At 60.5% G+C, this 20,909-nt stretch carries 16 protein-coding genes; 9 read left to right on the top strand and 7 right to left on the bottom strand.

What is annotated here, in order from left to right:
* Positions 1-22: 22 nt before the first annotated feature.
* On the bottom strand, positions 23-568 hold the full coding sequence (gene tssB, locus KGB18_RS24575; RefSeq protein WP_123720464.1) for a type VI secretion system contractile sheath small subunit: 546 nt from the start codon (positions 566-568) through the stop codon (positions 23-25).
* Positions 569-796: 228 nt separating this feature from the next.
* Here tssB and KGB18_RS24570 point away from each other — a divergent pair, with 228 nt between their 5' ends.
* The 5 genes from KGB18_RS24570 to tssA all read left to right on the top strand — a co-directional run bounded on the left by KGB18_RS24570 (position 797) and on the right by tssA (position 8,480).
* Positions 797-1,246, top strand: coding sequence for a type VI secretion protein (locus tag KGB18_RS24570; protein ID WP_123720465.1), 450 nt, complete (start codon positions 797-799; stop codon positions 1,244-1,246).
* A gap of 198 nt (positions 1,247-1,444) precedes the next feature.
* Complete coding sequence (gene tssK / locus KGB18_RS24565) at positions 1,445-2,776, top strand: type VI secretion system baseplate subunit TssK (protein WP_223570631.1); 1,332 nt, start codon at positions 1,445-1,447, stop codon at positions 2,774-2,776.
* An 18-nt stretch (positions 2,777-2,794) separates the two neighbouring features.
* The gene (locus KGB18_RS24560; protein WP_223570630.1) at positions 2,795-3,562 is read left to right on the top strand and encodes a DotU family type IV/VI secretion system protein; all 768 of its coding nucleotides are present in this window, start codon (positions 2,795-2,797) and stop codon (positions 3,560-3,562) included.
* Positions 3,559-7,395, top strand: a complete 3,837-nt coding sequence (locus tag KGB18_RS24555) for a type VI secretion system protein (RefSeq protein ID WP_223570629.1) — start codon at positions 3,559-3,561, stop codon at positions 7,393-7,395. The genes KGB18_RS24560 and KGB18_RS24555 overlap by 4 nt, the downstream gene beginning before the upstream one ends.
* Entirely contained in the window at positions 7,392-8,480 is a 1,089-nt protein-coding gene (tssA, locus tag KGB18_RS24550; protein ID WP_201060280.1) for a type VI secretion system protein TssA, read from the top strand. The genes KGB18_RS24555 and tssA overlap by 4 nt, the downstream gene beginning before the upstream one ends.
* Here tssA and KGB18_RS24545 read toward each other — a convergent pair.
* The gene (locus tag KGB18_RS24545) at positions 8,477-9,448 is read right to left on the bottom strand and encodes a 2-hydroxyacid dehydrogenase (RefSeq protein WP_201060281.1); all 972 of its coding nucleotides are present in this window, start codon (positions 9,446-9,448) and stop codon (positions 8,477-8,479) included. The genes tssA and KGB18_RS24545 overlap by 4 nt on opposite strands.
* A gap of 561 nt (positions 9,449-10,009) precedes the next feature.
* Between KGB18_RS24545 and KGB18_RS24540 the strand changes: the two genes are divergently transcribed.
* Positions 10,010-11,290 carry a serine/threonine transporter gene (locus KGB18_RS24540; RefSeq protein ID WP_123720471.1) on the top strand — a complete coding sequence of 427 codons (1,281 nt, stop codon included), beginning with the start codon at positions 10,010-10,012 and terminating at the stop codon, positions 11,288-11,290.
* A 175-nt stretch (positions 11,291-11,465) separates the two neighbouring features.
* Positions 11,466-13,142: a SulP family inorganic anion transporter gene (locus tag KGB18_RS24535; protein WP_223570628.1), complete on the top strand. Its 1,677-nt coding sequence runs from the start codon at positions 11,466-11,468 to the stop codon at positions 13,140-13,142.
* A 51-nt stretch (positions 13,143-13,193) separates the two neighbouring features.
* On the opposite strand, the gene acnB is transcribed toward KGB18_RS24535, so the two are convergent.
* Entirely contained in the window at positions 13,194-15,794 is a 2,601-nt protein-coding gene (gene acnB / locus KGB18_RS24530) for a bifunctional aconitate hydratase 2/2-methylisocitrate dehydratase (protein WP_123720472.1), read from the bottom strand.
* A gap of 565 nt (positions 15,795-16,359) precedes the next feature.
* On the opposite strand from acnB, the gene KGB18_RS24525 reads away from it, so the two are divergent.
* Positions 16,360-16,830, top strand: a complete 471-nt coding sequence (locus KGB18_RS24525) for a DUF1289 domain-containing protein (RefSeq protein WP_052964219.1) — start codon at positions 16,360-16,362, stop codon at positions 16,828-16,830.
* Between the two features lie 93 nt (positions 16,831-16,923).
* On the opposite strand, the gene KGB18_RS24520 is transcribed toward KGB18_RS24525, so the two are convergent.
* Positions 16,924-17,787, bottom strand: coding sequence for a universal stress protein (locus KGB18_RS24520; RefSeq protein WP_048394587.1), 864 nt, complete (start codon positions 17,785-17,787; stop codon positions 16,924-16,926).
* 162 nt (positions 17,788-17,949) lie between these two features.
* Between KGB18_RS24520 and KGB18_RS24515 the strand changes: the two genes are divergently transcribed.
* Positions 17,950-18,558: a tRNA-(ms[2]io[6]A)-hydroxylase gene (locus KGB18_RS24515; RefSeq protein WP_008010271.1), complete on the top strand. Its 609-nt coding sequence runs from the start codon at positions 17,950-17,952 to the stop codon at positions 18,556-18,558.
* A 142-nt stretch (positions 18,559-18,700) separates the two neighbouring features.
* On the opposite strand, the gene KGB18_RS24510 is transcribed toward KGB18_RS24515, so the two are convergent.
* From KGB18_RS24510 to KGB18_RS24500, 3 genes are all read right to left on the bottom strand, one after another.
* Positions 18,701-19,189 carry a GFA family protein gene (locus tag KGB18_RS24510; protein ID WP_201060284.1) on the bottom strand — a complete coding sequence of 163 codons (489 nt, stop codon included), beginning with the start codon at positions 19,187-19,189 and terminating at the stop codon, positions 18,701-18,703.
* Positions 19,190-19,386: 197 nt separating this feature from the next.
* Complete coding sequence (locus KGB18_RS24505; protein WP_123720474.1) at positions 19,387-20,004, bottom strand: DNA-3-methyladenine glycosylase family protein; 618 nt, start codon at positions 20,002-20,004, stop codon at positions 19,387-19,389.
* Positions 20,005-20,078: 74 nt separating this feature from the next.
* Positions 20,079-20,891, bottom strand: a complete 813-nt coding sequence (locus KGB18_RS24500) for an isocitrate lyase/phosphoenolpyruvate mutase family protein (protein WP_123720475.1) — start codon at positions 20,889-20,891, stop codon at positions 20,079-20,081.
* Positions 20,892-20,909 lie beyond the last annotated feature (18 nt).

Genomic DNA, 20,909 nt, shown 5'->3' with positions numbered 1-20,909 from the left:
TTCTCCCTAAGTGGATGGACGATCAGGCCTGCGGTTCGCTAGGTGCTTCGCTGTCGCCTGCGGGGGCGGCGGCGGTTTCCGGGCGGGCCGACTTGATCTCTTGCAGTCCCTCGGTATTGGCGATGACGTCGCGCAACAGCTTGTCCAGATCATCATTGCCATCGAGCTTGGTCAGCAGATCGCGCAGACGCTGACGGGCTTCGAACAGGCGCCGCAGCGGAGTGACCTGCTCAACCACCTTGACCGGGTCGAAGTCGTCGATGTGTTTGAAGTTGAGCTCGATGTTGAGTTTGCTGTCGTCGCCGCTGAGGGTGTTGGTGACCTGCAAGGTGGCGCGCGGGCCGATCGAGGCGAGCACTTCGTTGAAGTTGTCGCGATCGATTTCGGTGAAACGCCGTTCATTCAATTTCGGGAGTGGCTCGAGAGGTTTGCCGGAGAGGTCGGCAAGAATGCCCACGACCAACGGCAATTCTTTCTTCTCGATTGCGTTGCCGATTTCGACGTCGTAGGTGATTTGCACCCGGGGCGGGCGAACCCTGTCGAGCTTGTGCTGAGTACTTTCTGCCATGGTGGCTGACTCCGATGCATGAGGCGGGCGCAATGCATCGGGAGGCCCGTTTCATCGCATTCCCTTACTGGACCGTAGGTTAGAAAGGGAGGGCAGAGGACCTGTCATTCCTTTGACGAACCTTCCACATTCGTCGTGCCGACCGAACTACCCAAGACGCTAGAACAGGTCTATAAAAAAGCAAACAAAAAGCAATTTTGGACCGTGTCGAGAAAAGGAAAATTCATTTTGTACGCACGTTTATTTTCTTTGGTTCTATTCCTGTCACTCGCAGGGTGTTCGTTGTTCGGGCCTCGTGTCGACCTCGATAACCTGACGCTGGACGTCGCGCCTCGCGCCAACGATGACACCCCGATCGCGGTGGACTTCATTGCGGTGAACGACGTGGATCTGCTCAAGCAGTTGTCGGGCATCACCGCCCGGCAGTGGTTCGCCGAACGCGAGCAGTTCCAGCGCGACTACCGACAGCTGATGACGGTCTGGGGACTGGAGCTGGTGCCCGGTCAATTCATCGACAAACAACCCTTCCCGCTGGGGGGCCAGCGGGCGGCTGGACTTTTAGTCTTCGCCAGCTATAACACTCCCGGAGCACACCGGTTACGGCTGGACGATCAGAGCAACGCCTGGCTCAAGTTCGACAGTCGCGAGATGACGCTGGTCAGCGACCACCCGAACTGAACACAGGATTGTGGCGAGGGGGCTCTGTGGCGAGGGGGCTTGCCCCCGTTTGAGTGCGTAGCACTCACAAGATTGTTGGTGCATCAGCGATTTTGGGGCTGCTTCGCAACCCAACAGGGGCAAGCCCCCTCGCCACAGGATTGCTCCCACAAAGGCTGATGTTCAAGTCAGGCACCACAAGAGGTCGAAGGGAATCGTATGAGTCTGCTACCTGACGCGGTTTGCTGGCATGAGGGCATGCAGTTATTGCCCCAGCATTTTCAGTTGCAAGGGCTGCGGGCCGAGGCGCTGGTGGCGCATTTTGCCCAGGCCTGTAATCCGTGGTTCTGGGGCGTGACTCGCGTTGAGTTCGATCCTTCGGCATTGAGCGCCGGGCTCGTACGACTGATCAATTTACAGGCGACCTTGCCGGACGGTTTGCCGGTCAATCTGCAGGCCGGTGTGGGACCGATGCTGGAGCTCGATGTCAGTGAAGCGATCGACGCCACGGACAACGCCACTGTCACCGTTTACCTGGCGATCAGTCCGCTGTGGCGCGCCGGGCAGTTGCTGCCGCTCAAGGGCCGATTGCAGTCGGTGGTCGGCGATGCGTTGCCGGACCTCACGAGCGGCGAGTACCCCGAATCGATCACAGTCTGGCGTCCGAACCCACGTTTGTGCACGCAGCTGAACAAGGCGGATTCCGTCTGCCTGCCGCTGCTGAGAATTCGCAAGGAGGGCGGCGGCTTTCTTCAATTGCCGTACACCCCGCCGACGCCGTGCCTGTTGCCCGAGTCGGTAGTGGGTCGGCGCGTGGCGGCGCTGTGTGCCCGGGCGCGGGAGAAATGCATGTTCCTCGCCGGTCGTTTGCGCCAGGCGCAGCAGGCCGGCAATCAGGACGACGCGCTGGAAATTCGTCGCCAGTTGACGGCGCTCTGGGCGCGGCTGCCGGAAGTCGAAGGCCTGCTGAACAGTCGAGTGGCGACGCCTCAGGCGCTGTATGGGTTGCTGCTCGGGTTGGCCGGCGCCTGGTCGGCGCTCGATCCATTGGCCGGTGTTCCGGCGTTCGCTCCACTGGATTTTCTTGAATTGCAGCGTGGCTATGAAGCGGTGCTCGACTGGCTTGAAAAGACCCTCGAATTGATCCGCGCCGGTTATCGCAGCCTGGCGTTCGAACGCAGTGAACAGACCTTCTCGATTCAATTGCCCGATGACCAGCCGAGCCAACGGCTGATCATCGGTTTGCGCATGCCCAACGGTGCCAGCGAGCAGGCCGCTAGCGAATGGTTGCGCGGGGCGATCATTGCGTCGCAGCCGCACATCGCGTTGCTCAGTCGCCAGCGCATGAGTGGTTTGTCCCATCAGGCCATGAGTCGCAATGAACAAGTGGCCTACAGCGTCGGCGACGATACGCGGTTGTTTGTGGTGACGGCCGAAGGCCAATGGTTCGACGGGCAGTTGCCGTTGCTGATTGCCGCCCCGGCTTCCAGGCTGACCAGCAGTCCATGGCAAGTGGTGTTGTTTGTCGCCCAGGCGAGTGAAAGTGCTTGATCAAGGAAGGAACGTCATATGTCTGAGGGCAATGTCGGGTCGGGTACACGAGGCCTCCACGAAGCGCCGCTGAGCAGTGCTTTTCGCCAGGCCTGGCAACAATGGTCCCAGGACTGGAACCAGTTGCCCAAGGACAGCGAGGACGAGGCGCTGGTGGAAGCGGTGGTCGAACTCTCCACGCAAATCTCCCAACGACTCTGGCGAACGGCATTCGCCAAAGTCGGTGACGCCGCCACCGAGCAAGTCAAAGCGCTGGTCTATGCCTTTGTCGCGCTGGTCGATGAAACCTTGCTGTTTACGCCTTGGCCCGGCCAGTCGGCCTGGCAGGAAAAGCCGCTGGAGTCGCGGTTGTACGCCAGTCGTCAGGCCGGTGAGCGGATACCGCTGGCGATCAAGGAACTGCTGGACGAGCAGATTCCCACCACTCGCGATCTGGCCAACGTCTATTTGCAGTGTCTGGTGCTGGGATTTCAGGGACGTCTGCGCGGCGAACAGAATCAGGCCCAGCATGAAAAATGGCGCCTGGCGCTGTTCACCTTTGCCTGGCAGCACGAGGCGGATTATGCCGACGTCAGTGCCCGGCTCGAACAACCTTCGGCGGTGCCGCCGATGCAATTGCCGGTGCGTCTTTCGTTGCCCGACGGTTTTCGCCTGGGCCTGGGGATTCTCGCCATGGTGCTGCTGCTGACCGGGTTGGGGCAGTTGTTCTGGCGTGACATTCGTCTGGAGCTCGAACCGGTCTTGCAGATGACCGATTCCGTGACCGCCTCGGAGCAAGACTCATGAGCACGCTGGGGATTATCGGCCTCATCATCGCCGTGCTGTTGGTGCTGGCGATTGTCGGGGTAGCGGTCTGGTGGTTACGCACGCAAAGCGGTGCGGCGATTCGCAGTTTTTATCTGGCGGTGCGGCACATGGAGCAGGAGCAGGGCGCCCAGGACCGGTACCAGATTCCATGGCTGTTGATGCTCGGCAACGAAACCCAGGGCGCTCAGCTATGTACTCAGTGGCGCTTGCAGCCCACCGACAAACCGGCCTGGTTCGGTCGCTGGTGGTCGGACCCTGAGGGTGCGGTACTGGTGGTGCCACAGGCGCTGTTTTTGCCGGATGAAGGCATGCACCTGCAACGCGGCGGCTGGTGGCGCTTGCTGGGATTGATCCTGCGCTTGCGCAGTCAACGTCCGCTGGACGGGGTGATCTGGACGGTGCCGGTCAGTCGACTGGGCAATGTCGAACAAGCCGCGACCCTCGGGTTGGCGGCGCGTCGACGCTTCATCGATTTGTTGCAACGGTTCGGGCTGAGCTTGCCGGTGTATGTGGTCATTACCGGCATGGAAGAGTTGCCGGGCTTTCAGGAATTGATCACCGCGCTGCCGGTCGAGACCCGCGAACGCACGCTGGGCTGGTCGTCGCCCCACGGAACCGATGCGGTCTGGCAAGCGCAATGGAGCGATCAGGCGCTGGATCAGGTTACTCGGGCTTTGGCGGAATCGATCATCGAAATCGGCGCCTTGTCCGGGCAGTTGAGCAGCGAGCTGTATGGCTTGCCGGAACGCTTCGAAGCCATGCGACGCCATCTGCAATCCTTGTTGGAACCGGTTTTCCAGGGCAATGCGCAAGGCGAGGCGCCGCGCTTTCGCGGTATTTATTTCACGGCCAATCAGCCCTCGGAAGACAGCACCGACGGATTTTCGGCCTACGACACCGGGTTGCAGCAGAGCGCCTTCGCCCGGCAATTGTGGCAGCGACGGGTGGTCGCCGAGCGCGGTCTGGCCCAGGTGGTGCCGCGTCTGTTACGCCTGCGTCAACGCTGGCAGCGCGTGACCGGCGGGGTGGCGCTGGTGGTTGCGCTGGTCTGGGGCGCGGGCATGCTGTGGGTCTGGCAGGATTCGGTCAAGGAGGCCCATGAACTGTCGCGCCTGCTGCAAGGGGCGCAGAAAAACTACGCGGCGGTCACCGATGAATCTCATCGGCTGGAGTCGACCCGGCGCAACGTCCAGGGCTTCTGGCGAGTGCTGGAAAAGGCGCCGGGCTGGAGCTTCACCTCAGTGGTATTTCCGACCTCCTGGTTCTCTTCGCTGGATGCGCAGCTGGCGAGCGAGTTGCGCCTGACCGCCCAGAGCCATTTGATGCTGCCGTTGCGCGACCTGTTGAGCGCGGAGCTGGCGCAACTCAAGACCATCCGCAACACCGAACGACGGGGCAACGTCGAAAGTGAAGATCCGGCTCAATGGCAAAACTACGTCAAGGCCAAGGATCTGGTGGAGCGTGCGGTGCGTCTGGAACAGCAGAACCAGTGGTTCAGTCAGGCGCTGAACAATCCCAAGGCCCCCCTCGAAGACCTGGTGTTGCTGAGCAACAACGCGTTGTCGCTGAACCTCAACGTCGGCACTCTGCACCGCGCCGGTTTTTACAACCGGGCGTTGTTCGATGCTGATGGCAGCGACTTGCGACCGCTGGATCTGACCGTCGAGCGCCCCGTGATCGAGGAAAACTTCCTCGGGCTCATGGAGCGCTGGCTGGACCAGTATTTCCTGGCCGACAATTTCGTGCGCCAGGCCGGTTATCTCAAGCTGCATCTGGAGCGGCTGGAAGCCGGCAGTGGCAACTCGCTCACCGAGCTCGAAGATTTGCGAGCACTGGTCGATGATCTGCAAACCGTGATCGGCTTGACGAATTCGGCGTGGGGCCGTGGCAAAGGCCAGGACCTGGTGCCTGGCTATCGCGAGTTGCTGGACAATGTGCGCAAAAGCGCCTTGCTCGGACCGCAACTGGAACAACAGTTGGAAATGCAGGCGGCCAAGCTGCAGCAGAGCTTTCGCGATCAATGGATCGTCCAGGCCGGCTCCCGGGATAATTTATTGATTCAGCAAGGCAGCGGGCAACTGGTTTTGCAGGAACATGTGGTGCAGCTGAACAACGCGGTACAGGCGTTGTTCAAACGTGACTTTGTGGCCATCGCCTTACACGCGGATCGCTCCGAAGCCCCGAATGGGCAAGGGCAGGGCGTTGATGGCGACGACCTCGACAGTGCGCTGAACTATTTCGCCAGCTATAAGAGTTACGCCGCCGAAGAGCTGCCGCGCATTCCCCCGGCGTATCGCGGAGCCTTGCTGCAAGCGGCCGAAGGCGCGGTGGTCAAGGCCATGTTGTCGAGCCTGCGCGAGCACAATGCTCAGGTCCATAGCGGCGTTTTCAATGTGCAGGCCTCCCAGGCGATTGCCTTGCAGAAAGCCTTTATCGAGGTGCGCCGCAGCGATCTGGCCACACGTTTGCAAACTGCCTTGAACCGCCGCGCCCTGGCCGAAATCGTCAGCGGCCTCGACGAAATCGTCGCCCAGCCGCTGTTCAGCGGGCGCACTGAAATCAGCCAGTGGGACGGCTCGAAAAACCTCGGCCTGCAACTGTATGGCGCCAACGACGTGCAGGATTTGAAACTGAGCCTCAAGCAGCAATTCAACACCATGCTCGGCATCACCGAGCGACGCACCTCGGCGCTGGAATGGCTGAAAGTCCAGCAACAGAACCTCTCGGCGCTGGATTATGAACGCGTGACGCAGTTCAATGCGCTCAACGACGAGCTGCTCAAGTACAAGGAGCAAAACCCCGCCAGTTCGCCGGCGCAGATCGAGCAATTGGTCAGTCGCGACTTCATTGAAATGGACGCCACGTCCTGCGGCCAGATTCTGCAAACCGCCAACCTGTCTGGCGGGCGCGGAACATTGGCGTTGCGGGCGGTGGATTTGCAACAAACCGCCATGCAACGCTGCCAGTTCCTGCAACAGCAACAGGCGGCGGCAGCGTGGAACGATCTGGCCAATTATTTCAATCAGTACCTGGCGGAGCGCTTTCCGTTTGCCAATGGCCTTCAAGCCGCCGACGCTGACCCGGCCAGGGTTCAGCATTTGCTGGAGCTGATCGACAAACGTTTGCCGGTGGCACAGGCCGGATTGCTGCTGAACCAGACCCCGGAGCGCTTGGCCGCCGAAGACTTTCTCAATCGTCTGAAGCAAGCCAGCACCTGGCTGGGCCCGATGTTTGTACGCGACAAGAGCGGTGTGTTGGGGCTGGAGATGGACGTGCGCTGGCGTACCGATCGAGAGGAAGAACGCGGTGCCGATCAGGTGATTGCCTGGGGCTTGAATGCCGGCAATCAACAGCTCAGCTACCCCGGTGAGGCCCAGCAGAACCTGCGCTGGATGGTCGGTCAACCGATTCGGCTGACCTTGCGTTGGGCCCGAAATGGCTACCAGCGCCCGGCCAACGATCCGTTGCAGCCGAGCCTGGTGGTACGGGATCTGGAAGCGGGCTGGGAGTACAGCGGTCCGTGGTCGTTATTGCGCTTGATGCGCTCGCACGGGTCAGTGCAGCGCCAGCCGAACATGGACTACACGGATTTTCCGTTGACCTTGCGCCTGCCTGTGACGACGCAGGCCAGCACCACCACCGCCGAGCAAACGCTGATGTTTGTGCGCCTGTCGTTGATGACCCAGGGCTCGAAATTGCCGCTGTCCATTCAGCCCTTGCCAACCCGGGCCCCGCGCTCACCGTTCATGGTGACGAGATCAACCGCGGGCATTGAAGCCCATGACATCGAATCCCAAAAGGAGGGGCTGTGAATCAACCTTCAACGCCGTTGCCGGAACTGATCACCCAACTGCTCGAACCGATCAGCGTGGAGGCCCCCTGTGGCCAGGACCTGCGTTATGAGCCTGAGTTCGACCGGTTGCGCGAACTGCGCCGCGAGGACGACACCAGTTTGCCCACAGGGGTCTGGCAGTCGTCGATCAAGCGCGCCCAATGGCCGGAACTGGAAAAACTGACCACCAGCCTGCTGCTCGAACGCAGCAAGGATTTGATGCTCAGCGCCTGGCTGGGGGAGGCCTGGCTGCATCAGGACGGGCTCGAAGGTTTGCCGGGCAGCCTGGCGCTGGTGGCCGGGTTATGCGAGCGCTATCCCGAGCACCTGCACCCACAGGCTGAGGACGGCGATCAGTCATGGCGGGTGATACCGCTCGAATGGCTGGCACGACGCTACGCTGAAGTGTTGCTGACCCGAGTGCCGCTGTTCGAGCCGCGCAACAATGAGTTCGATAGTTTCTGTCTGGATGCCTGGCGCCGGTTGCAGCTGCAACAGGTACAGGCTAGCGACAGTAAAACGGCCAAGACCTCGGCCGAGAACGCACGCAACGAACAGAAGAAACTGACCGAACAGATTCGCGCCACCCCGTTGTCATTCTGGTTGCGCAGCCAAGGCACGCTGCTGCTCAGCCAGCAGCACCTGCAACGCCTGGAGGTGTGGAGCGACGCGTATCTCGGCAACCAGGCCCCAGGCTTCAAAGCGCTGCAGGATGTGATCGAAGCGTTGTTGACGCTGGTTCAGGAGTTCATCGCCATGCATCCACGAAAACCAACCCCGGCGCCTGTCGAAACGCCTGCGGTGGCGGCATCGAGCCCGGCCGCCGTGCCGGACATCATTCCGACGCCCCAAGTGTTCAGCGAGCCGGCGAATCGTGAAGAGGCGTACCGGCAATTGCTGTTGATCGCCGAGTACCTGGCGCGCACCGAACCCCACAGCCCGGTTCCCTATTTGATCAAACGGGGCGTGGAGTGGGGCAACAAGCCCCTGAGCGAGCTGCTTGGAGAACTGATCAGCGCCGATGCCGAATCCCGGCGACTGTGGACGCTGTTGGGCGTCCTTTAGTGATTGAGTCGGGTGGCTGCCGTCGGCGGCGGTAAAGCAATCGGGGTCAGGACCGGTTGGCCGGAAAAAAACGCCATCAGGTTTTTGCCGACCAATTCCACGGTGCCTTGGGTGGCCTCCGGGGACAATCCGGCGACGTGCGGGGTCAAAATCACGTTGGCCAGTCCCTTAAGAGCGTCCGGCACCTGGGGTTCGTTATCGAAGACATCCAGCGCGGCACCGGCGATCCGTCGTTGTTCCAGCGCGCTGATCAGGTCTGCCGTGACGATCACGCTGGCTCGCGCGATGTTGACGATAAATCCGTTGGGCCCCAAAGCGTCGAGTACCTGCCTGTTGATCAAGTGTTGGGTACCGAGCCCGCCGGGTGCGGCAATGATCAGAAAGTCCGAATGGCGTGCCAGTTCGGCTGGCGTTGAGCAGAAGGTATAGGGTACGTCGCTGCGATGCTGGCGATTGTGGTAACTCACGCTCATGTCGAAGCCGTTGGCCGCACGTTTGGCGATAGCGATGCCGACGGCCCCAAGGCCGAGGATGCCCAGGCGTTTGCCGGCCAGGGAAGGGCGCATGATTTTCGGCCACTCGCCCCGACGCACGGCAGCATCGGCCCGAGGAATATCCCGCACCAGTGCCAGCAGCAGCGCCATGGCGTGGTCGGCGACGGAAGAGGCATTGACGCCGGCCCCGTTGGTGACGGTGATGCCGCGGTCGGCGGCGGCTTGCAGGTCGACGTGCTCGTAGCCGGCGCCGATCACGCAGATGATCTTGAGGTTGGGCAGGGCGGCAATTTCATTGGCGTGCAGGCCCAATGGGCCGCGCGTCAGCACCGCATCGATCTGACCGCCCTGTCGGGCAATGGCAGCGGCGCGCTCGGCCGGGGTCGGGGCCAGGATCAGATGAAACCCCTGATGTTCGAGAATCGGCAGGTATTCATTGATGGTTTCAACCAGTACCAGAACAGTTGCGGTCATGCTGGGCTCCTGCGGGCAGCGGAATGTTGGGGGCTCGAACGTCACTTCAGATTGCTGACTCCAGAGCGGTTTGGCAATGGCCAGGGTTTTTGACTCCCAAGGGTAGGAGCTGGCGAAGCCTGCGATCCTTCTATAGACAACACTAGATCAGCGCGCGGCAGATGGGAGAGGATTTGTCCGCAATGAATGTTGTACAGCCGAAATGCAATCTGTAGCAGCTGTCGAGCCTGCGAGGCTGCGTTCGGCTGCGCAGCAGTCGTGAATCCGGCTGATGCGGTTTGTCTGACGCACCGCAAGTTCTGGTTTGACGACTGCTCCGCAGCCGAACGCAGCCTCGCAGGCTCGACAGCTGCTACAAGCCGAAGGCTTCGACAGCTGCTACAAGGAGTTCGTCGTGCCGACCCCCATCTGATCCGTACAACCATTCCTCAGCTAAGTCTTTGCTTCTGCTGATTAATCCCGGACAATCGCGCCCCTGTTTCGGCCAGGGCGCTGCCTGTCGGATTTTTCCGACTCGTCCTGACCGGGTGGCAAGTGACCGGAAAGCGGAGATCCGACCGGATGAATGATCAGGCCAATAGCGTCGACGAACGCTATGTAGCGGCGACACCAGCGAGCCTAGAAAGCTGGAATCGCCATGACACCACCTGGATGCTGGGCCTGTTTGGCACGGCAATCGGGGCCGGTACCCTGTTTTTGCCGATCAATGCGGGGCTGGGCGGTTTCTGGCCGCTGCTGATCCTGGCAGTGCTGGCATTCCCCATGACGTTTTACGCACACCGTGGCCTGACCCGCTTTGTGTTGTCCGGCCGCGAAGGCGCCGATATCACCGAAGTGGTGGAAGAGCATTTCGGCATCAAGGCCGGCGCGTTGATCACGTTGCTGTATTTCTTCGCGATCTTCCCGATCCTGCTGATCTACAGCGTGGCCCTGACCAACACCGTGGGCAGTTTCCTCGAACATCAACTGCACATCACGCCGCCACCGCGCGCCGTGCTGTCGTTCGTATTGATTCTCGGCCTGTTGGCAGTGGTGCGCTGCGGTGAACAGGCGATCGTCAAGGCCATGAGCCTGATGGTGTATCCGTTCATCGTCGCGCTGCTGTTCCTGGCGGTGTTCCTGGTTCCGCACTGGAATGGCGGCATCCTCAGCACCGCGACCACGCTGCCTGAGTCGTCGGCGTTGCTGCACACCCTGTGGCTGGCGATTCCGGTGATGGTGTTCTCGTTCAACCACTCGCCGATCATCTCGGCGTTCGCGGTGGACCAGAAACGTCGCTACGGCGCGCATGCCGAAGAGCGCAGCTCGCAGATCCTGTCCCGCGCCCACCTCTTGATGGTGGTGATGGTGCTGTTCTTCGTCTTCAGCTGCGTGCTGACCCTGTCGCCGGCACAACTGGCGGAAGCCAAGGCGCAGAACCTGTCGATCCTGTCGTACCTGGCCAACCACTTCAGCAACCCGACCATCGCCTTCGCGGCGCCGTTGATTGCCTTCGTGGCCATTTCCAAGTCGTTCCTGGGCCACTACATCGGCGCCAGCGAAGGCTTGAAGGGCCTGATCGTCAAGAGCGGCAAACGCCCGGCACCGAAGACGCTGGACCGCATGACCGCGGCGTTCATGCTGGTGGTCTGCTGGATCGTTGCCACGCTGAACCCGAGCATTCTCGGCATGATCGAAACCCTCGGTGGCCCGATCATCGCGGCGATCCTGTTCCTGATGCCGATGTACGCGATCCGCAAGGTCCCGGCCATGGCGCGCTTTCGTGGTCAAGCGTCCAATGTATTCGTGACAGCGGTGGGCCTGGTGGCGATTTCAGCGTTGATCTATTCACTGACGGCCTGACCCATACCCTGTTGAAGCGATCCGGCTTGCCCGCGAAGAACGATAACGCGGGCAAGCCTCGCTCCTGCGAAGATCAGGGCAACCTGATCCAGAGCACACCATTGCAGGGGATTAACGACTAAGCTGCGGGTTGCATTAGCGCATCATCGTGGAGCGCTTTCTCTGGAGACGCTTTATGGCAGGTGCCATTGGCGCAACGGCGCAACCCCCTGCCGATATACCCAATCGCTGGCTGGACGTTTTGGCCGGCTTGTCAATTGCCGGTTTGTTGTTGCCCGAGGCGGTCGCCTATTCCACCATTGCTGCGTTACCGCCACAGGCCGGGGTCATTGCGTTGTTTGCCGGTCTGCTGTGCTACGGGCTATTAGGCACCAGCCGTTTTGCGATCGTTTCCGCGACCTCTTCCTCCGCCGCCGTTCTGGCTGCCTCCACCGCCACGCTGGCCAACGGTGATTCCGCCCTGCGTATGAGCCTGGCGATCGGTCTGGTACTGGTAACCGGTGGGTTCTTTTTGCTGGCCGGGTTGCTCAGGCTCGGCAGCGTGACCTCGTTCATTGCCAAACCGGTGTTGCGCGGCTTTGCCTTGGGCCTGGCGATAACCATCATCCTCAAGCAGGTGGCGAGCGCCGTCGATGTGCACTTGAACAGCGGCAATCTGATCCACCTCATGCCGCAGTTGCTGGAGCAGTTACCACAGTGGAATCGCGTCGGCGCGCTGGTGGCGGCTGTGTCATTGGTGGTGCTGGGGTTGTGCGCGCGGGTCCGGCGTTTGCCTGGAGGTTTGCTGGTGGTGGCGCTCGGTATTGCGGCCGGCCAATGGCTGAACTTGCCGGCCTACGGGGTGAAAATGATCGGTGTGATCGATCTGAGCCTTGAAATGCCTCGGCTGCCAGTGTTGCCGTTTACCGACTGGCTGCGTCTGGGGGAATTGGCGATTGCCATGGTGATGATTCTGTATGCCGAGTCTTACGGATCGATCACCTCGTTTGCGCTCAAGCACGGTGATCGGGTTTCCTCGAACCGCGATCTGCTGGCCCTCGGCGCGGCCAATCTGCTGTCCGGGCTATTCCATGGCATGCCGGCGGGCGCCGGTTACTCCGCGACGTCGGCCAATGAGGCGGCGGGGGCCGGTTCGCGTCTGGCCGGCGCGGTGGCGGCGGGGGTGGTCTTGCTCATCGTATTGACGGTGTTGCCCTACATCGCCCTGACTCCCGAGCCGGTGCTGGCCGCCATCGTCATTCATGCCTTGGCGCGCGGTTTGAGCCTGCAGCCATTGGGGCGCTATTTCATCTGGCGCCGCGACCGCTTGCTGGTGATCTGTGCGGTAGCAGCGGTGCTGGTGTTGGGGGTGCTGGACGGCTTGCTGGTGGCGGTGGTGATCAGCGTGGTGTTGATGCTGAAACAGATGTCTTCGGCGGATATTCAAGTGCTGGGGCAAATGGGCAGCGGTCACGATTACGTCGATCTGCAGCACCATCCTCAAGCCGTGGAAACCCCCGGCATATTGATCGTCAGGCCCAGCGAGGCACTGTTTTTCGCTAATGTGGAACGCATTCTGGGTGGTGCGCTGCATCTGGCCCGGCACTCAGAGCCACCGGTGCATACGATTATTCTCAGCCTCGAAGAGTCGCCCGATCTGGATGGCACCAGCATCGAAGCGCTGCAAGCGTTCTTTTTGCAGGTGCGGGCGCTGAACATGTTGTTGATCCTGGCGCGGCTCAAGGACCAGGCTCAGGCGGTACTCTCGATATTGCCCGCACGGGAGCGCGAACAGGTCATTCTCAGCGATCTGAGTGTCGACGTTGCCGTACACCAAGCGCTCACGTTGGCCGGGGAGGTGTCGCAGGCATAAAAAAACGCCGCTCATCTCACGATGGGCGGCGTTTTTTATGGCGTTGTAACGTTAGGCTTGAACGACCGGGATGTTGGCGTTCGCAGCAGCTTCACGGAACTCGGCGATCTGGTCGAAGGACAGGTAGCGGTAAACGTCGGCCGCCATGCTGTCGATCTTGCCAGCGTATTCCATGTACTCCTCGACGGTCGGCAGGCGACCCAGGATGGACGCAACGGACGCCAGCTCGGCCGAAGCCAGGTAGACGTTCGCGCCGTCACCCAGACGGTTCGGGAAGTTACGGGTCGATGTCGACACCACGGTGGAGTTCGGCTCTACACGTGCCTGGTTACCCATGCACAGCGAGCAGCCTGGCATTTCCATGCGTGCGCCGGCCTTGCCGTAGATGCCGTAGTAGCCTTCTTCGGTCAGCTGGTGAGCGTCCATTTTGGTCGGCGGCGACAGCCACAGACGGGTTGGCAGCTGACCCTTGACCTGTTCCAGCAACTTGCCGGCAGCGCGGAAGTGACCGATGTTGGTCATGCACGAACCGATGAACACTTCGTCGATCTTCTCGCCAGCAACGCTGGACAGCAGACGGGCGTCGTCCGGATCGTTTGGCGCGCAGAGCACAGGCTCTTTGATGTCGGCCAGGTCGATTTCGATGATTTCAGCGTATTCGGCGTCAGCATCGGCAACCATCAACTCAGGGTTGGCGATCCAGGCTTCCATCGCTTGAGCACGACGTTCCAGGGTACGCACATCACCGTAGCCTTCACCGATCATCCAGCGCAGCAGGGTGATGTTCGATTGCAGGTATTCGGTGATCGACTCTTTCGACAGCTTGATGGTGCAACCGGCAGCCGAACGTTCGGCCGAGGCGTCGGACAGCTCGAAAGCCTGTTCGATGCTCAGGTTGTCCAGGCCTTCGATTTCCAGGATGCGGCCGGAGAAGGCGTTCTTCTTGCCTTTCTTCTCGACGGTCAGCAAGCCAGCCTGAATCGCGAAGTAAGGAATGGCGTGAACCAGGTCACGCAGGGTGACGCCCGGTTGCATCTCGCCTTTGAAGCGCACCAGGATCGATTCCGGCATGTCCAGCGGCATCACGCCAGTGGCAGCGGCGAATGCGACCAGACCGGAACCGGCCGGGAACGAAATGCCCATCGGGAAACGAGTGTGGGAGTCACCACCGGTACCGACGGTGTCCGGCAGCAGCATGCGGTTCAGCCAGCTGTGGATGATGCCGTCGCCCGGACGCAGGGAAACGCCGCCGCGGGTCATGATGAAGTCAGGCAGGGTGTGGTGGGTGGTCACGTCGATCGGCTTTGGATAAGCCGCGGTGTGGCAGAACGACTGCATCACCAGATCAGCGGAGAAGCCCAGGCACGCCAGGTCTTTCAGTTCGTCACGGGTCATTGGACCGGTGGTGTCCTGGGAACCGACGGTGGTCATCTTCGGTTCGCAGTAGGTGCCTGGACGCACACCGGCTACGCCGCACGCCTTGCCGACCATTTTCTGCGCCAGGGTGAAACCCTTGGTGCTTTCGATCGGTGCATCCGGTTTCTTGAACAGGTCGAACGCTGGCAGACCCAGTTCGGCGCGAGCCTTATCGGTCAGGCCACGGCCGATGATCAGCGGAATACGACCGCCGGCACGGACTTCGTCCAACAGCACAGGGGTCTTCATTTCGAAGGTGGTGATGACTTCGTCGGTACCGTGCTTGCAGACTTTGCCAGCGTGCGGGTACAGGTCGATCACGTCGCCCATGTTGATGTTGGTCACATCAAATTCGATTGGCAGTGCGCCGGCATCTTCCATGGTGTTGTAGAAGATTGGAGCGATCTTGCTGCCGAAGCAGAAGCCGCCAGCGCGCTTGTTCGGCACGAAAGGAACGTCGTCGCCGAAGAACCACAGCACCGAGTTGGTGGCCGATTTACGCGACGAACCAGTACCGACCACGTCACCGACGTAGGCGATCGGGAAGCCGCTGTTGCGCATTTCTTCGATCTGCTTCATCGGTCCGATGGAGCCTTGTACGTCCGGCACGATGCCGTCGCGAGCCATTTTCAGCATGGCCAGGGCGTGCAGCGGGATGTCCGGGCGGGACCAGGCATCAGGAGCAGGGGACAGGTCGTCGGTGTTGGTTTCGCCAGTCACCTTGAACACGCGCAGGCTGATCTTGTCGGCCAGCACAGGGCGGTTCTTGAACCACTCGCCGTCAGCCCAGGATTGCAGCACGCCTTTGGCGTGAACGTTGCCGTTCTTGGCGCGTTCAGCGACGTCGTGGAAAGCATCGAACATCAGCAGGGTGTGCTTGAGTTCTTCGGCGGCTACTGGTGCCAGTTCGGCGTCGTCCAGCAGATTGACCAGCGTCACGATGTTGTAGCCGCCCTGCATGGTGCCGAGCAGTTCAACAGCGCGCTTCTTGTCGATCAGAGGGGATTTGGCTTCGCCTTTGGCGAGGGCAGAGAGGAAACCGGCCTTTACATAGGCCGCTTCGTCCACTCCAGGTGGAACGCGATTGGTGATCAGGTCAACGAGGAAGGCTTCTTCGCCAGCCGGGGGATTTTTCAGCAGCTCGACCAGGCCTGCAGTTTGTTCGGCGTTAAGCGGCTGGGGAACGATACCCAGTGCTGCACGCTCTTCGATATGTTTGCGGTAGGCTTCAAGCACAGTTATTACCCTCATCAGTGGTCCCAAATGGGTGTCCGGGACGCTCATCCCGAAATTGCCGTACTCATGCGCTGCGTGGCGTTGTGGGCCGCTTAGCCAGAATTACCGACAATTCCTTACAGAAGCTGCTTTCAAAGTTTTACGCCTGCAGAACGGGGAGCTGATGAGGGTTGGCGTCAGGTTTTTCACCGCTGAAAAACCCTTCGCCAACACCGCTCTGAAGGAACGACTGTGCTCGTGACGCTTTGAAAACAGCTTCTAACGGACATTGGCGCCTTAAAAGGCTGGCTGATTCTACGGCAAAAAAAAATTAAAGGTAAGTGAGGGTCTATTGGACTTTGGTGGCGAGGCACGTTGTGGGCCTACGTGTGCGAGGCAAGGCGCGGGATGCTGCTAATGGTTGTTCCCTTGGCAAATCCCGCAACGCAGCCTCGCGCACGTAGGCGCGCAACGCGGCCGTCACTAAAGTCCAATAGACCCTCCGCCCTGAATTTTGAGGGGTGATGAATGTTAGACAAAGGGCTAACATGCCGATCTGTTCTGCTTTCCCGTGTTTTGCCTACCTATGCCCAATCAGACCATCAAGACCCCCTGCGTCGGCCTCTGCTCCACTGTTTACGGTGATCTGGTGTGCCGTGGCTGCAAGCGTTTCCACCATGAAGTGATTCACTGGAATGGTTACAACGAGGAAGAAAAACGCGCGGTATGGCTGCGTCTTGAGCAACTGTTGTCGCAGGTGATGGCCAGCAAGCTAGAGATTTTCGATCCCGCGTTGCTGCGTCTACAGCTGGAGCAGCGCAAGATTCGTTTTGTGCCGCATCAGTCGGAGTATTGCTGGGCATACCAATTGATCGCCCGGGGTGCGCGGGTGATCAATAATCTGGAAGCCTACGGGATGGTGTTGCTGCCGGAGTTCCGCGACTGGAACCTCCCGGAATTGCGCGATGCCATTGATCGGGAATTTTTCCTGCTGTCTGAGGCGCATTACCAGCGCTACATTGCGCCGGGGTTTCTCAAGGATGCGTTCGGCGGCTGATTTTTAAAGTCAAAAGATCGCAGCCTTCGGCAGCTCCTACAGGGGAAGCGATCCATGTAGGAGCTGCCGAAGGCTGCGATCTTTTGATCTTGCTTAATGCTGGGTCACGATCTCTTCCAGATGATCCATGACCGTATCCGGCTTGAGCACCAGCACATCGCTTTCCAGCGCATCCAGCACCACTTCCGCCGTATTACCGATCAACGCCCCGGACAACCCGGTCCGCGCCACGGTGCCGATCACCGTCACCGATGCTCCCAATTTATGGGCCATATACGGAATCAACACATCCGCCGGACCTTCCTCGATGTGCAGATGGTCATCATCAATGTCGAACTCGGCCTGGAACGCCTTGCACTGCTCGCGGTAACTGGCCTCGATGGTTTCCTTTAGCTGAAACGTCGGGTCGGCCGCCGACAGCATCGGCGACGGGTGAGCGCTGATCACGTGTAAATGGGCTTTGGCCAGGCTGGCGATGTCGTAGCCATGATCGATGATGCTGGCATGCAGGGTACGGTGTTCGCCGTCGATGTTGCCGACATCGATAGCCGCCAGGATCACGCCACCGGTCCAGGGTTTCGAGGTTTTCACCAGCAACACTGGAGTAGGGCAGGAGCGCAGTAGTTTCCAGTCCGCCGGGGTCAGCAGGGCCTTTTTCAACGCACTGTCGGGGAAGTGCTGCTTGATCACCAGCCCGCAGCCTTCGGCTTGCTGCACATCGACGATGGTTTCTTGCAGGCTTTCGTTCCAGGCCTGTTCGGTGGTGACGCTGTAACCGTCCTCCAGCAGGGCCGCCTTGAGCACACCCAGCATGCCAGCGTGGTCATGCTTTTTATCGCAGACCAACAGGTGCAAATGGGCCTGGGTCACGCCAGCGATCAGTTTGGCCCGTTTGAGCGCCAGGCTCTCCGAGTGCTCGGGTTCGATGACCACCAGAATGCTGCGAATGGCTTGCATGATCGGAATCTCCCTGGAAGGTAAAAAACACTGCGTTGGACAACTATAGTTGCTGGTCGGCATTCGGCGACTTGATGCATATCAACGGTTGGCGGCTGGTGGTCTGTCGGCAGGCCGGTATAATCGGCGCCCTTCGTTCTGTACCTTTTATCCGTGAGCCCCATGATCCTTCCCGAAATTCACGAATTCCTTGGCTGCCGCACGCCCGATGGCTGGGTCCAGGCCGCGCTGGCCGATCAGGAAACCCTACTGATCGACCACAAAAACTGCGAATTCAAGGCGGCCAGCACGGCGTTGAGCCTGATTGCCAAATATCACTCCCACGTCGATCTGATCAACCTGATGTCGCGTCTGGCCCGGGAAGAGCTGGTGCACCACGAACAGGTCATGCGCCTGATGAAGAAGCGCAAGATCGAGCTGCGTCAGCTGTCCGCCGGGCGTTACGCCTCGGGGCTGCGCAAAGTGGTGCGCAGCCACGAACCGGTGAAACTGGTGGATACGCTGGTGGTTGGCGCCTTCATCGAAGCCCGCAGCTGCGAGCGTTTCGAGGCGTTGGTGCCGCATCTGGATGAAGAACTGGGCAAGTTCTACTTCGGCCTGCTGAAAAGCGAGGCGCGGCATTTCCAGGGTTACCTGAAACTGGCCTATCAGTACGGTGACGCCAAGGACATCGCCCAGGTGATCGACAAGGTTCGTGACGCCGAGCAGGCGTTGATCGAGTCGCCGGATGTGGAGTTCCGCTTTCACAGTGGTGTGCCGGTAGCGGCGTGATAAAGGCAGAAGATCAAAAGATCGCAGCCTGCGGCAGCTCCTACAGGAGCGGGGTATATCCGCTCATTCGCAGGTGTGCACGGTCGGCGTAGGAGCTGCCGCAGGCTGCGATCTTTTCGGGCCCTCATAAATCAGAAGCAGCCTAACGGCTCAACCCCAGGCGCTCATGCCATTGGGCGATGGACTCTTCCGGATAGACGTCGAACTGCTGGTCGCCCGGATGCGCCTCGACTTCCACCCACGGCGCCTTGGAGCCGAGCATCAGGTGCGTGTGTTCCGGTGGTACCGGCAACGGAGTGTCGATGGCCGAGGCAAACGGATGAATCAACTCCGGCCATTCAGGACTGAACAGCCATAATCCCGAACCGCAAACGGAACAGAAATGCCGCTCGGCGGTGCTGCGGCGGGCGCGTTTGTCACCTTCTTCCTTGAGCCGCGCATGGTAAATCGAGATGTGCTTGCGACCGTGCACCTTGAGGCTGTCGGCATCGCCGCCCAGGTTGATCGCATAGCCGCCACCGCCCTGGGTCTTGCGACAGATCGAGCAATAGCAGCGTTGATAAGGGTAGGGGTGGGCGCTGGTCAGGCTGAACGACACTGCGCCGCAATGGCAGGAGCCTTCGAGCTGCATGGGAACCTCCGACGGGTCTTGGGATGGCTCAAGACAGCCTAGACCGTCAGGGTTTCCGGGCAGTTGAATTCAGGGTGGCTGAGCGGCCGCTATCGCGGGCAAGCCCGCTCCCACAGGTTCCGTGGGAGGGACAAAAATCTGTGAACAGCCTCGATCCTTGTGGGAGCGGGCTTGCCCGCGATGAACGATAACTCGGTCTACCGGTTAGGCACCCGCCACAAGTACCACGCCGCCACCGTCCGATAAGGGCGCCATGCCAACCCGATTTCAATCATCTGCTTACGAGTCGGCTGTATCTCCAACCCCTTCAGCCGCCGATATCCCTCGCGCACCCCAAAGTCATCGGCCGGCAAAATGTCTGGCCGCTCCAGGCTGTAGATCAGTAGCATTTCCACCGTCCAGCGACCCACCCCGCGCAAGGTAATCAAGCGTTCGATCAACGCTTCATCGTCCATGGCCAAGGCCGTGGCGTAATCCGGCACCACGCCGTCCAGAGCCGCTTGAGCGATGCCCTGAATGGTCGCGATCTTGCTGGCGGAAAATCCGCAACCGCGCATCTTTTCGAAGTCTGTCGCCAGAATCTGCGCAGGTCTTGGGAAGGTGCTTGAAGGAAACAGCGCCAGCAGCCGGCCGACAATCGCATCGCCGGCCTTGGCATGCAGTTGCTGATAGGCAATCGCTCGCACCAGCGATTCGTAAGGATCGCGAGCCGCATGGGGCTGATGCAGGCAGGGGCCGATGGCGCTGATGTGACGTTGCCAATCGGTATCGAGGGCCGAGAGAAATTCGCTGGCCAGTTGATAGGTGTCGGGCATGGAGCATCCTGAAGTGCGGGTGACTGCGGGAAGATTAGTCGTCGCCCCGTAGCGCCGCACTCCATTGCTTGCGGTCAAACTTTGCCGGTGGGGGCCAGCAGGGCGTTCACTTGGCCATAAGTGAAGGCCTTGAGGTCGCTGCTATCGAGTTTTCCGGTTTCCAGAAAGCTTTTCGCCACCGACGCCATGGCGCCGTAGAGGAATTCGGCGATGCTCGAGCCGGCGCTCAAACGGCGCACGCCAAGGGCTTGCAGTTCTTCCGGCGAAGGCAGGCCCGCGAAACCTAGCACGTTCACCGGCAGCGTCGTGCCACGGCATAGCGCTTCGATCTCATACGCCGCCGTGACGCCCGCCGCGAACAGCCCGTCGGCACCGGCGGCCTGATACAACGCGGCCCGTTTGAGTGTCTCTGCGACGCGATCTTCGGCCGGCACCAGGCCCCTGAGGTACACGTCGGTCCGAGCGTTGATAAATAGCTTTACGTCCCGGCGATTGGCGACCTGGCGAGCGATTTCGATCTTGCGCGCCAGCAGTTCGGGCGGCGAAGCACCGTCTTCGATATTGATCCCCACGGCACCGGCAGCGATGACGGCGTCGATCACTTCTGCGACCCGACCCAGGTCATCGGAATAACCGGCCTCAATGTCCACGGTCAACGGCACCGTGGTGACTCGGGCGATGGATTCGACGGTGGAAACGAGACGTTCAAGCGGCAAAGTGTTGCCATCCGGGTAACCGTGAACCCAAGCCACCGCCGCGCTGCTGGTGGCGACGGCCTTGCTGCCCAGTTGTTCCACCAGTCGCGCCCCGGTGGCATCGGCGACGTTGGTCAGAATCAGCAGGCCGCTTTGGTGCAGTTGGTGGAATTGGTTGTCGAGTGTGTCCATCGAATGTCCTTCCTTATG

The organism is Pseudomonas sp. BF-R-26, from assembly GCF_019947395.1.
Taxonomy (GTDB): Bacteria; Pseudomonadota; Gammaproteobacteria; order Pseudomonadales; family Pseudomonadaceae; genus Aquipseudomonas; species Aquipseudomonas farris.
This window is presented reverse-complemented; position numbering and strand designations above follow the sequence as displayed.